Origin of the sequence: Celeribacter sp., from assembly GCF_048259695.1 — a bacterium.
Lineage (GTDB): Bacteria > Pseudomonadota > Alphaproteobacteria > Rhodobacterales > Rhodobacteraceae > Celeribacter.
Window position 1 is genome coordinate 74,408 of sequence record NZ_JBLXHL010000009.1, and the last position, 11,038, is coordinate 85,445.

Genomic DNA, 11,038 nt, shown 5'->3' on the forward strand with positions numbered 1-11,038 from the left:
TGTGTCGAGAGCGGTTTAGCAAGCCTTTGCGCAGGGGCAACACAGGTTGCGCTAACAGCGCAAATGATTGCGCTCACATCGCTCTGATGCGGCTACCATAGGCGCATTTGTCGCCGCCAAACCTTGATCTGGGGCAATATCCGGCGAAACGGCGCGATTGGAAAACGGCGTGGACGGCCGCGGCAGGGACGGGGGCCTAGCGACCGGTTTTGGCCATGAACCGCTGCATCGCCCATGCAAGCCATGCGCGTGGCACAAAGCGTTGCGTGGCCACGATCAGGATGTTGGGCCATCCCGTCACCACGGTTTTGCGCCCCGCAATCATGCCGCGCCACCCTGCGCGGGCCACGGATGTGGCGTCCCCCATCGGCAACAGCCGCATTAACCATGTCTCCGACACATCGGCGTCCTCAAAGAACCCCGTGCGCGTGGCCCCCGGGCATAGGGTCGTGACGGTGACGCCCGTGCCCGACAATTCGGCGCGCACACTGTCGGACAGCATTTGCAGATAGGCCTTGGTGGCGTGGTACACCGCCATATTCGGGCCGGGAACAAAGGCCGCAGCGGAGGACACGTTGAGGATGCGTCCCGCCCCGCGTGCCGACATGGCCACGGCGGCGCGGCGCATAAGCTGTGTCGCGGCGGTGATGTTCACGGCAATCGAGGCCGCTTCGCGGGGCGCACCATCGGTGTCGGTCAAGGCCCCGTGGCGCCCCAGTCCGGCATTGTTGACGAGCACATCGATCTCGCCAAGGGTTCCGGCGTGGTCCCATAGAGCGTCCGCCGCCCCCGCTTGGGCCAGATCGGACACGATCACCTCAACGGCGAGGGCAGGGTGTTCGGCCCGTATCGCATCGGCCAGAGTGGCGAGCGCGGCCCCGTCGCGGGCGGTCAGGATCAGGTCATGGCCGTCACGGGCGGCGGCATGGGCAAAGGCCACACCCAATCCGCCCGTGGCGCCGGTGATGAGGGTGAACGCCACCGCGATTAGCCCAGAGCCGCCACACCGGGGAGGGTCTTGCCCTCCATCCATTCGAGGAACGCGCCCCCTGCGGTGGAAATATAGGTGAAATCATCGCCGGCACCCGCCTTGTTGAGCGCGGCCACGGTGTCACCGCCGCCTGCGACCGAAATCAGATCGCCCGCTTTGGTCATCGCGGCGGCCTGTTGGGCGGCGGCGTTGGTGGCGGTGTCAAAGGGTTCGATTTCGAACGCGCCGAGCGGGCCGTTCCAGATCAGGGTTTTCGCGGTTTTGAACACCTCGGCCACCCGTTCCACAGAGGCGGGACCGGCGTCGAGGATCATCGCGTCCGATGGCACTGCGGTGACGTCAACGATCTCGTTTTTGGCGTTGGCGGCAAATTCCCATGCCACCCGCGCGTCCTTTGGCAGGACAATTTCACAGCCCGCTTCGTCGGCTTTCTTGAGAATGTCGCGGGCGGTTTCGGCCAGATCGTGCTCGCACAGCGATTTTCCGACATCAATGCCCTGTGCCGCGAGGAAGGTGTTGGCCATGCCGCCACCAATCACGAGGTAATCGACCTTGCGCACGAGGTTCGCGAGCAGATCCAGTTTGGTCGATACTTTCGCCCCGCCCACAACGGCCACAACGGGACGCTCGGGCGTGGTGAGCGCGGCCTCAAGTGCGGACAGCTCCGCCTGCATCAGGCGGCCTGCACATGAGGGCAAAAGGTGCGCCACGCCCTCGGTCGAGGCATGGGCGCGGTGGGCGGCAGAAAAGGCGTCGTTGCAAAACACATCGCCCAAAGAGGCCAGAAACCGCGCCATTTCGGGATCGTTGTCGGTTTCCTTGTCGGTGAACCGCGTGTTTTCGACCAACACCACCGACCCGATGGCAAGCGCGTCAAGCGCCTCGCGCGATGGCTTTTCGACAAAGATCACGTCACGGCCAAGCGTCTCTTTGACGGCGGGCAGGATATGCGACAGCGACATCTCGGCCACGTATTGACCCTTCGGGCGGCCAAAGTGGGCGAGCATCACGGGCGTGCCGCCTTTGGCGACGATATCGTCAATCGTCGGTTTGATCCGCGCAATGCGGGTGGCATCGGTCACAATGCCATCGGCCATCGGCACGTTGATATCTACACGGGTGAGAACGATTTTCCCGTTCAGGTCCATATCGTCGAGGGTTTTCCAAGCCATGATCTTTGTCCTTGTCCAAATGCGGGGCCAAAAACGGGTTCTGGCCAGTTGCCCCCTGTTTGCGCCGCGCGGCCCGTAACGTCAACTGGCAGGTGGCGTTGATGTGGTCGCGTGGACGTGTTCGCACGGGGTCTTTCCCTTCGGCGCGCACCACATTAAAGTGCGCGCGAAACATTCATCTGGAGGCACCAATGGCCGAGTATAAAGATCCCGAAAACACCATCATCATCGCGCTTGAAAAGGGTGAGGTCGTCATTGAATTGCTGCCCGATATCGCGCCGTTGCATTGCGAACGGATGAAAGAACTGGCCCGTGGCGGCCACTATGACGGTGTGGTGTTCCACCGCGTGATCGACGGCTTTATGGCGCAAACGGGCGACGTGCAGTTCGGCAACCAGAACAAGGATTTCGAATTGCGCCGCGCCGGCACCGGCGGTTCCGACCTTCCAAACGTCAAGGCCGAGTTCTCGGGCATCCCGCACGACCGCGGCACCATCGGTGCGGCCCGTAGCCAGGATCCGAACTCCGCCAACTCGCAGTTCTTTATCAACTTTTCCGACAATCACTTTCTCAACCGTCAGTACACGGTCTATGGCCGCGTGATCTCCGGCATGGACGCGGTCGACAAAATCACCCGTGGCGAACCTGCGCAGTACCCCGATGCGATGATTTCCGTAAAGGTGGCCGCAGATGCGTAAAACACTCGCCCTCATCGCCGCGCTTGCGGCCGGTCCGGCCTTCGCCACCGGTCTCGACATCGAAATTTCAGGTGAGGCCAACGGCACGATTCACATCGACCTTGCCGATGATCTGGCGCCCAACCATGTGGCCCACATCGTTCAACTCGCCAATGAGGGGGCCTATGACAACGTGGTGTTCCATCGCGTGATCGAGGGCTTCATGGCGCAAACGGGTGACGTCGAGTTCGGCAAAATGGGCGCAGAGGGCTTTTCGATGCAAGCCGCAGGGCGCGGCGGCAGCCAGTACCCTGATCTCAAAGCCGAATTTACCGATGCCGATTTTGCCGCCGGTGTTGTCGGCATGGCGCGTAGCCAAAGCCCCGACAGCGCCAATTCGCAGTTTTTCATCATGTTCGAAGCCGCCCCGCACCTCAACGGTCAATATACCGTTGTGGGTCAGGTCACGAGCGGCATGGACGTGGTCTATGCGATCAAGCGCGGCACCGGTCCGAACGGTGCCGTTATCGGCGAACCTGATGTGATGCGCAAAGTGACCGTCACGGATTAAATCGTGCCTGCGTAAATCATAGGCAAAACATGGCTGAACACGGCGCGGGGGCTTGCCTCTCGCGCCGTTTTTCATCCTAGTGGAGCCAACCAACACGGAGACGCACATGCCCGATTTCACCAAATCTCTCACCGCCATTCGTGCCGCCGTCCCTGACGCCCGCCCGCGGGTGGGCTTTATCCTCGGGTCCGGCCTTGGCAGCCTTGCGGATGCGGTCGATGGCGTGTCGATCCCCTATGCCGATCTCGCCGGATTTCCCCACGCGGGCGTGTCGGGCCACACGGCGGCACTGACCATCGGCACGCTGATGGGCGTCGAGGTGGCGATTTTGGGCGGGCGCGAACACTACTATGAAAACGGACGTGCCGACGCGATGCGCTTGCCGTTGGAAATTCTAAAGGAACTGGGTGTCGAGACCCTGTTTGTCACCAATGCCTGCGGCTCGTTCCGTGCAGATATTCCGCCCGGGAACCTGATGCTGATCAATGATCATATCAACTATTCGGGCCGTTCGCCGCTTATTGGCGAGCCTACGGATGCGCGGTTTGTGAACCTCACCGCCGCCTATGATCCCGACCTGCGCACCGCCCTGCACGCGGCGGCCGAGGCCGAGGGCGAGCCGCTGATCGAGGGGGTTTATGCGTGGTATTCCGGCCCGAACTTCGAGACCCCCGCAGAGATCCGTATGCTCAAACTTTTGGGTGCGGATGCGGTGGGCATGTCGACCGTGCCCGAAGTGATCCTCGCGCGATTCTTGGGCCTCAAATGCTGTGCCGTGTCTGTCGTGACCAACATGGCGGCGGGACTGGGCAACGAGCACATCAGCCACGAACACACCAAGGCCTCCGCTCCCGTGGGGGCCGAAAAGCTTGGGCGTATTATCCGCCGCTTTCTCTCTGGTTTATAACGAAAAACGGCGCCGCCTCATCGGGGTGAGGGGCGCCGTTTGATCGGTGTGGACGTGGTGGATCAGCCTTTGATCTGGACCAGAGCGTGACGCTTTTTGCCCGCCGACAGCTTCATCGGCGTGGCGAGCATTTCGGCGGTGACCATCAGCCCTGCGTCCTTTTGGTCCTCATCGTTGACCTTTGCGCCATTGTCCGCGAACAGCCGTTTGGCTTCTTTGCCGGATCCCGCAAGGCCCGAGCGCACGAACAGTTGCACGATGGAAATGCCGTCGCCAATCTCGTCGGCGCTCAGGTCAAGCGTCGGAAGGTCATCGCCCATGCCGCCCTTTTCAAACACTTCACGCGCCGTGGCTTCTGCCGCCGCCGCCGCGTCCGCGCCGTGCAACAGCGTTGTGACCTCGTTGGCGAGGATGATTTTTGCTGCGTTGATTTCGGAGCCTTCAAGCGCGCCAAGGCGGTCACATTCGTCCACGGGCAACTCGGTGTAGAGCTTGAGGAACCGGCCCGTATCGGCATCCGTGGTGTTGCGCCAGAACTGCCAGAACTCGTAAGGGCTCAGCATATCAGGGTTGAGCCAGATCGCACCGGTTTGCGATTTGCCCATCTTTTTGCCGTCCGATGTGGTCAACAGCGGCGAGGTCAGCCCGTAGATCTCATGGTCGAGCACGCGGCGCGTCAGGTCGATGCCGTTGACGATATTGCCCCATTGATCCGAGCCGCCCATTTGCAGCAGACAACCGTAGCGGCGGTTTAGCTCAAGGAAATCATAGGCTTGCAGGATCATGTAGTTGAATTCGAGAAAGCTCAGGGACTGTTCGCGATCCAGACGCGATTTCACGCTTTCGAACGACAGCATCCGGTTGACCGAGAAATGCCGCCCGATGTCGCGCAGGAATCCGAGGTAGTTCAACCCGTCGAGCCATTCGGCGTTGTTGAGCATCAAGGCCTTGTTTTCGGCCTCGGTATCGTAGTCGATATAGGCGGAGAACACGCGCTTGATGCCCGCAATATTGTCGTCGATCTGCTCATCGGTGAGCAAGGGGCGCTCATCGGCGCGGAAACTCGGGTCGCCCACTTTGGTGGTGCCGCCACCCATCAGGGTGATCGGTTGGTGACCGGTTTTTTGCAGCCAACGCAGCATCATAATCTGGATCAACGAGCCGACGTGCAGCGATTTCGCCGTCGCGTCAAAGCCGATATAGGCGGGGACGACACCCTTGGCGAAGGCTTCATCGAGGCCTTGATAATCGGTGCAATCCGCAAGGAAGCCGCGTTCGATCATCACTGACATGAAGTCCGATTTGGGGTGGTATGTCATCGCGCTCTTTGTCCTTTCAAAGCCTTGGTGCGGCCTGATATATCTGGGCAAAGACCAAAGGGGAAGAGTGGTATGAGGCACGAGGCACGCGGTGAGCCGATTTGGGTGGCGGGATGCATGTCGGGTACCTCGCTCGACGGGGTCGATGTGGCACTGGTCAAGACCGACGGGGTAGAGATTGCAGCCTTTGGTGACAGCCATTTTCGCGCCTATGCCCCTGCGGAACAATCGCTGTTACGGGCCGCGCTTGGCACTTGGGATGCGTCCGCCGAAACGGTGGAACTGATCGAGACCGCCCATGCCGAGGCGCTGTCATGCCTCTCGGAACCCTTTGACTTAATTGGATTTCATGGTCAGACTTTTAACCACGACCCCGATAATAACCGCACCTATCAGGCGGGTGATGGCGCGGTTCTGGCCGAGGTGACGGGCGTGCCGGTGGTGTGGGATTTTCGCTCGGCGGATGTCGAGATGGGCGGGCAGGGCGCGCCGCTTGCGCCGTTTTATCACCACGCTTTGGCCCGCCATATGCGCGCCACCGCCCCCGTGGCGTTTCTCAATATGGGCGGGGTTGGCAATCTGACGTGGGTGGACCCCGCCGTGGCGGACCCCGCCGCACAGGGCGCTCTGGTGGCGTTTGACACCGGTCCCGCCAATGCGCCGGTGAACGATTTGATGCAGGCCCGCCGCGGAAAACCCTATGATGCGGACGGCGCATTGGCCGCAAAAGGCACGCCCGATATGGCGATTGTGGCACAGGGTCTCGCGCATGGTTTCTTTCTGAAAATTCCGCCCAAGTCACTGGATAGAAACGATTTTCACGACATTCTGACGGCGGTGGATGCCCTGTCCGACGCGGATGCCGCCGCCACGCTCACCGCCTTTGCCGCCGCCTGTGTCGCGCGCGCGATGGAGCATTGCCCGCGCCCGCCCGAGGCGGTCTATGTCTGTGGTGGCGGGCGGCACAATGCCACGTTGATGGCGATGCTGGCCGCCGGTGTGGACTGTCCTGTGGCCCCTGTCGAGGTGGTGGGTCTGGACGGCGATATGTTGGAGGCGCAGGCCTTTGCGTTTCTCGCCGCGCGGGTCAAACGCGGCCTGCCCACATCCGCCCCAAGCACCACGGGCGTGGCCGCAGCAATCGGCGGCGGACGGGTGTCGCGCCCGTCGAATGTGTAAGTCTTTAACGGCTTTGCGGCGGCCCCTTTACAGAGTTTAGTCTCATTGTGGCGGGTGTTTGAACTTTTTTCGGGCCTGATCACGGGGCCTGATTACGGGGGCCTGATTACGGGAGCCTGATCACGGATGGCGGGCGCTACTGCGCGGGGGCGACACCGGCGTCGCAGGTCTCAAGCGGGACAATCTTGTAGGTGGTGCGGCCCGATTTTTTACCCACATGTCGCGACAGACAGACCAGATCGCCGACCTCATTCGATTTTGTGGACTGCGAGAAACGGGCTTCGCGCGGGAGGGCATCGTCCCATGGTTCCTGCGGCGCAGGTGCCAATGTGGCGACATAGGCAAAACCTGTCCGTATCCAGTTCCGGCTTTCGTCGATATCGACCTCATAGGTGACTGCGGTGATCGTTGCGTGGATGTCGTTTTGATGTTCGGGCTGATCTTGCGCGATGAAAACAAGTGCATAGGCCACGGCGCCGAAAGCGAGACAGGTTGCGACGCCGGCACGTATCCAGTCGCGCACAGCCCAAAGGAAGACGGTGCGGCGGATCCGTTTGTCGCGGTCTGGTGGTGTGGTTTCGGGCATCTGAACGGGTACTCGTACAAAAGGTGCGGGCGTTACCCACGCGGGATGTCGAACCCTGGTCCGGCCAATTCGAACCCGTCGAAGTGGAACGCGGGTGAGACGGTGCAGCCGACAAGGGTCCAGTTGCCCGTGCTATGCGCCGCTTGCCAATGGTGTTTTGGCACGATGATCTGCGGCGCATCCCCGCCAAGCACATCCGGGCCAAGGGTGTGATCGGTGGCGGGGCCCTGCGCGGTTTCAGACATCGACAGGATCAGCGGCGCCCCCGCATAATAGTGCCAGATCTCCACCGCATCGACGCGGTGCCAATGGCTCGTCTCCCCCGCTTTGAGCAGGAAATAGATGCAGGTTCCCGACGGGCGCATGTCGCCCGCAGGTGGGGTGCCTTCCGCGTTCGGGGCGATCCAGGTCTGGCGGTAATGCCCGCCCTCGGGATGGGGCATCAGGCCAAGACGGGCGATGAGGGCATCGGCGGTGGTGTCGTTGCTGCGCTGTTTCATGGGGCAAGTGTGCGCCTCACGCGGCTTTTGCGCAAGGGGGATGCCGCAGATGCGCCGGACATGGCCGCCCGCGGTAGGGTATCGGTGCATGAACCGGTGAGGGGGCGGTAAGGGAAGAGGGCAACGCCGCCGCCGTTTCCCCCGCATGAAAAAGCCCCACCAAACGGGCGGGGCTTTTGTCTTTCGTCACGTTGTCGGCAGGGCATCGATCATGCCCGCCGCGGCGCGTGGTCTCACACCTTCAGGATAGAGCGGCCTGCGTATTCGGCGGTTTCGCCGAGTTGCTCTTCGATGCGGATCAACTGGTTGTATTTGGCCATCCGGTCGGAGCGCGACAGCGAGCCGGTTTTGATCTGGCCGCAGTTGGTGGCGACAGCGAGGTCGGCGATGGTGGCGTCCTCGGTCTCGCCCGAGCGGTGCGACATCACGTTGGTGTAGCGCGCGCGGTGGGCCATATCGACGGCTTTGAGCGTTTCGGACAGGGTGCCGATCTGGTTCACCTTGACGAGCATGGAGTTGGCCACGCCTTGCGCGATGCCGTCTTTGAGGCGTTTTGGGTTGGTCACGAACAGGTCGTCGCCCACGAGTTGGACGGATGCGCCGATTTTGTCGGTGAGCAGTTTCCAACCGTCCCAATCGTCCTCGTCCATGCCGTCCTCGATCGAGATGATCGGGTAGTCGGCGCACAGGGCGGCGAGGTAGTCGGCGTTCTCGGCGGAGGTCAGCGATTTGCCTTCGCCTTTGAGTTCGTATTTGCCGTCGACGTAGTATTCGGACGAGGCGCAGTCGAGTGCGAGGTAGATGTCCTCACCCGCTTTGTAACCGGCTTTTTCGATAGACTTTACAATGAAATCAAGTGCTTCACGGGCGGAGTTGATTGCGGGGGCGAAACCGCCCTCGTCGCCGATACCGGTGTTGTAGCCCGCCGCAGACAGCTCTTTTTTCAACGTGTGGAACACTTCGGCGCCCATGCGGATCGCCTCTTTCACGTTTGCCGCAGACACCGGCATGATCATGAATTCCTGAATGTCGATCGGGTTGTCGGCGTGTTCGCCGCCGTTGATGATGTTCATCATCGGCACGGGCAGGACACGGGCGGACGAGCCACCGATGTAGCGGTACAGCGGCAGCGCGGAATAATCGGCGGCGGCTTTGGCCACGGCGAGCGAGACACCGAGGATGGCGTTGGCGCCAAGGCGGCCTTTGTTGGGGGTGCCGTCGAGCTCGATCATGGTGGCGTCGATGGCTTCTTGTTCTGTCGCGTCCATGCCGACGAGGGTCTCGGCAATCTCGCCGTTCACGGCCGCAACGGCCTCAAGCACGCCTTTGCCAAGGTAGCGCGATGTGTCGCCGTCGCGTTTCTCGACCGCTTCGTGTGCGCCTGTGGACGCGCCTGATGGCACCGCCGCACGGCCCAGTGTGCCGTCTTCGAGGATCACGTCGACTTCGACGGTGGGGTTGCCACGGCTGTCGAGGATCTCGCGGGCAATGATGTCAATAATGGTGCTCATGGGGTCTATCCCTCTCGGTAAAGTATGATCTGGGGCCAGTCAGGTGTTTGATAGCACCTTGCGCCGTGGCGTCAACGTGCAGGACGCTAACATAATGCGCATTGCGGCGTTAGCGGTAACTTTTCCGGTGGTTTGTGGCGCGGGCGCGCGGTCAGGGCGATGTCCGTGCCAGTTGGCGTTCGCGCATAAAGGTGTAAAGCCCCGCGCCGATGATGAGGGCCGAGCCGATCAGCATCGCCAAATCGGGCCGTTCGCCAAAGACAATCACCCCTGTGATCATCGAAAACACCAGTCGCGCGTAGCGAAACGGCATGATGACGGCGGTTTCGGCGATGCGCAGGGCGGTGACGAGGGCGAAATAGCCGATCACCGAAAAGGTCGATGCGGTGAGCAGGATGGAGATAAAGGCGGGCGTGGTGGTGACGGCGGTCTGGCCGCCGAAGATCAGCAACAGAGCGCCGGCAGGGACCACCGCCGCGAAGGCCTGAAACCCGACCACCATCGAGGGCACGGAGACATCCATTGCGCGGGTGACCAGATCGCGAAAGGCGATGCAGACCACGGTCGCGAGGACCAACAGGATCGCGGGGTCAAAGCTTGCAAACCCGGGGCGGACGATGAGCAACACGCCCGAAAAACCGACCAGAATGGCGGTCCATCGCCGCCACCCGACTTTCTCGCCCAAAAACAGCGCAGCCCCAAGGGTCGTGGCCAGTGGCGTGGTTTGGAACACGGCGGCGACGGTGGAAATATCGACGAGCGCGAGGGCGGTGACAAAGGTGACGGCCACCACGCCTTCCGAGGCGGCGCGCAGCACCAAAAGCGGTGTCCAGTAGGCGCGGACGAACGGGCGGTGACCTTTGCGCAGGGCCATCAGCAAAAACAGCACCCCGCCGAAAAAGCCAAGCCCGACAAGGATTTGACCCACCGGAATCGTGGCCGAGAGCAGTTTGAGAAGCGTATCTTCGAGGGTGAAGGCGGCCATAGAGACCAAAATGAGCAAGATGCCGCGAGAGTTTTGCATGGGGGTCCGTTCAATCGGGTCGCAAGGGGCGTTGCGCGCACCCTGTCACGGGGCGCGTGCCTTGCCAAGGGGCGGTTCGGCGGTTCGGCTGTGGCGCGGGGGTGGGCGGCGGCGGTTAGGTCTTTTTCTTCACGCCATAAAGCTCAAGGCGGTGCCCCTTTAGGTCATAGCCGAGTTTGGCGGCAATGCGGTCTTGGAGGATTTCGATCTCGGGGTCGTAAAACTCGATCACCTTGCCGGTTTCCATGTCGATCAGGTGGTCATGGTGGGCGCGGTCGGCGGTTTCGTAGCGGGCGCGGCCATAGCCGAAATCGTGGCGTTCAAGGATGCCTTTCTCCTCGAACAGCTTCACGGTGCGGTAGACCGTGGCCAGTGAGATTTTCGGATCTTTTTGGGCGGCGCGGGCGAACAATTCGTCGACGTCAGGGTGGTCTTGTGCCTCTTCCAACACCGCAGCGATCACGCGGCGTTGCCCGGTCAGGCGCAGGCCCTTTGCCTCGCAACGCGATAGAATGGTGTCGGTCATGGGGGCTCCGTGTTGTCTGACCGAACAGTAAAAAATTGCGGGCGCGGGGTCCAGTGCAATTGCGAATTTTTCGCA

The 11,038-nt window shown here is 61.7% G+C and carries 12 protein-coding genes; 4 read left to right on the forward strand and 8 right to left on the reverse strand.

Annotated elements, in window-relative coordinates; translation table 11 throughout:
* Positions 1-196: 196 nt before the first annotated feature.
* Together ACN0Q0_RS14835 and ACN0Q0_RS14840 are read right to left on the reverse strand one after the other, a co-directional pair.
* Positions 197-982, reverse strand: coding sequence for an SDR family NAD(P)-dependent oxidoreductase (locus ACN0Q0_RS14835; RefSeq protein WP_417244186.1), 786 nt, complete (start codon positions 980-982; stop codon positions 197-199).
* A gap of 5 nt (positions 983-987) precedes the next feature.
* Complete coding sequence (locus tag ACN0Q0_RS14840) at positions 988-2,163, reverse strand: phosphoglycerate kinase (protein ID WP_417244187.1); 1,176 nt, start codon at positions 2,161-2,163, stop codon at positions 988-990.
* Positions 2,164-2,354: 191 nt separating this feature from the next.
* On the opposite strand from ACN0Q0_RS14840, the gene ACN0Q0_RS14845 reads away from it, so the two are divergent.
* From ACN0Q0_RS14845 to ACN0Q0_RS14855, 3 genes are all read left to right on the forward strand, one after another.
* Positions 2,355-2,861, forward strand: a complete 507-nt coding sequence (locus ACN0Q0_RS14845; protein WP_417244188.1) for a peptidylprolyl isomerase — start codon at positions 2,355-2,357, stop codon at positions 2,859-2,861.
* Complete coding sequence (locus ACN0Q0_RS14850) at positions 2,854-3,411, forward strand: peptidylprolyl isomerase (RefSeq protein WP_417244189.1); 558 nt, start codon at positions 2,854-2,856, stop codon at positions 3,409-3,411. Before ACN0Q0_RS14845 ends, ACN0Q0_RS14850 begins: the two co-directional genes overlap by 8 nt.
* Positions 3,412-3,517: 106 nt before the next feature.
* Positions 3,518-4,318 (forward strand): purine-nucleoside phosphorylase, encoded by an 801-nt coding sequence (locus ACN0Q0_RS14855; protein ID WP_417244190.1) that lies wholly within the window; start codon positions 3,518-3,520, stop codon positions 4,316-4,318.
* Positions 4,319-4,380: 62 nt separating this feature from the next.
* Here ACN0Q0_RS14855 and tyrS read toward each other — a convergent pair whose 3' ends face one another.
* A complete protein-coding gene (gene tyrS, locus ACN0Q0_RS14860; RefSeq protein ID WP_417244191.1) occupies positions 4,381-5,637 on the reverse strand; it encodes a tyrosine--tRNA ligase in 1,257 nt (418 codons plus the stop codon).
* A gap of 72 nt (positions 5,638-5,709) precedes the next feature.
* Between tyrS and ACN0Q0_RS14865 the strand changes: the two genes are divergently transcribed.
* Positions 5,710-6,816 carry an anhydro-N-acetylmuramic acid kinase gene (locus tag ACN0Q0_RS14865; RefSeq protein WP_417244192.1) on the forward strand — a complete coding sequence of 369 codons (1,107 nt, stop codon included), beginning with the start codon at positions 5,710-5,712 and terminating at the stop codon, positions 6,814-6,816.
* 136 nt (positions 6,817-6,952) lie between these two features.
* Here ACN0Q0_RS14865 and ACN0Q0_RS14870 read toward each other — a convergent pair whose 3' ends face one another.
* The 5 genes from ACN0Q0_RS14870 to ACN0Q0_RS14890 form a co-directional block, all read right to left on the reverse strand.
* Complete coding sequence (locus ACN0Q0_RS14870) at positions 6,953-7,402, reverse strand: hypothetical protein (RefSeq protein ID WP_417244193.1); 450 nt, start codon at positions 7,400-7,402, stop codon at positions 6,953-6,955.
* 32 nt (positions 7,403-7,434) lie between these two features.
* Positions 7,435-7,902 carry a cupin domain-containing protein gene (locus tag ACN0Q0_RS14875; RefSeq protein WP_417244194.1) on the reverse strand — a complete coding sequence of 156 codons (468 nt, stop codon included), beginning with the start codon at positions 7,900-7,902 and terminating at the stop codon, positions 7,435-7,437.
* A gap of 233 nt (positions 7,903-8,135) precedes the next feature.
* The gene (eno, locus tag ACN0Q0_RS14880; protein WP_417244195.1) at positions 8,136-9,413 is read right to left on the reverse strand and encodes a phosphopyruvate hydratase; all 1,278 of its coding nucleotides are present in this window, start codon (positions 9,411-9,413) and stop codon (positions 8,136-8,138) included.
* Between the two features lie 151 nt (positions 9,414-9,564).
* Positions 9,565-10,437 carry a DMT family transporter gene (locus ACN0Q0_RS14885; RefSeq protein ID WP_417244196.1) on the reverse strand — a complete coding sequence of 291 codons (873 nt, stop codon included), beginning with the start codon at positions 10,435-10,437 and terminating at the stop codon, positions 9,565-9,567.
* A gap of 115 nt (positions 10,438-10,552) precedes the next feature.
* Positions 10,553-10,963 carry a Fur family transcriptional regulator gene (locus ACN0Q0_RS14890; protein WP_417244197.1) on the reverse strand — a complete coding sequence of 137 codons (411 nt, stop codon included), beginning with the start codon at positions 10,961-10,963 and terminating at the stop codon, positions 10,553-10,555.
* Between the last annotated feature and the right edge of the window lie 75 nt (positions 10,964-11,038).

Excerpts from the sequence above, each read along its gene's own strand:
- ACN0Q0_RS14840 (WP_417244187.1), bottom strand. The coding sequence starts at position 2,163 with ATGGCTTGGAAAACCCTCGACGATATGGACCTGAACGGGAAAATCGTT.
- ACN0Q0_RS14845 (WP_417244188.1), top strand. The coding sequence starts at position 2,355 with ATGGCCGAGTATAAAGATCCCGAAAACACCATCATCATCGCGCTTGAA.
- ACN0Q0_RS14850 (WP_417244189.1), top strand. The coding sequence starts at position 2,854 with ATGCGTAAAACACTCGCCCTCATCGCCGCGCTTGCGGCCGGTCCGGCC.
- ACN0Q0_RS14855 (WP_417244190.1), top strand. The coding sequence starts at position 3,518 with ATGCCCGATTTCACCAAATCTCTCACCGCCATTCGTGCCGCCGTCCCT.
- tyrS (WP_417244191.1), bottom strand. The coding sequence starts at position 5,637 with ATGACATACCACCCCAAATCGGACTTCATGTCAGTGATGATCGAACGC.
- ACN0Q0_RS14865 (WP_417244192.1), top strand. The coding sequence starts at position 5,710 with ATGAGGCACGAGGCACGCGGTGAGCCGATTTGGGTGGCGGGATGCATG.
- ACN0Q0_RS14870 (WP_417244193.1), bottom strand. The coding sequence starts at position 7,402 with ATGCCCGAAACCACACCACCAGACCGCGACAAACGGATCCGCCGCACC.
- ACN0Q0_RS14875 (WP_417244194.1), bottom strand. The coding sequence starts at position 7,902 with ATGAAACAGCGCAGCAACGACACCACCGCCGATGCCCTCATCGCCCGT.
- eno (WP_417244195.1), bottom strand. The coding sequence starts at position 9,413 with ATGAGCACCATTATTGACATCATTGCCCGCGAGATCCTCGACAGCCGT.
- ACN0Q0_RS14885 (WP_417244196.1), bottom strand. The coding sequence starts at position 10,437 with ATGCAAAACTCTCGCGGCATCTTGCTCATTTTGGTCTCTATGGCCGCC.
- ACN0Q0_RS14890 (WP_417244197.1), bottom strand. The coding sequence starts at position 10,963 with ATGACCGACACCATTCTATCGCGTTGCGAGGCAAAGGGCCTGCGCCTG.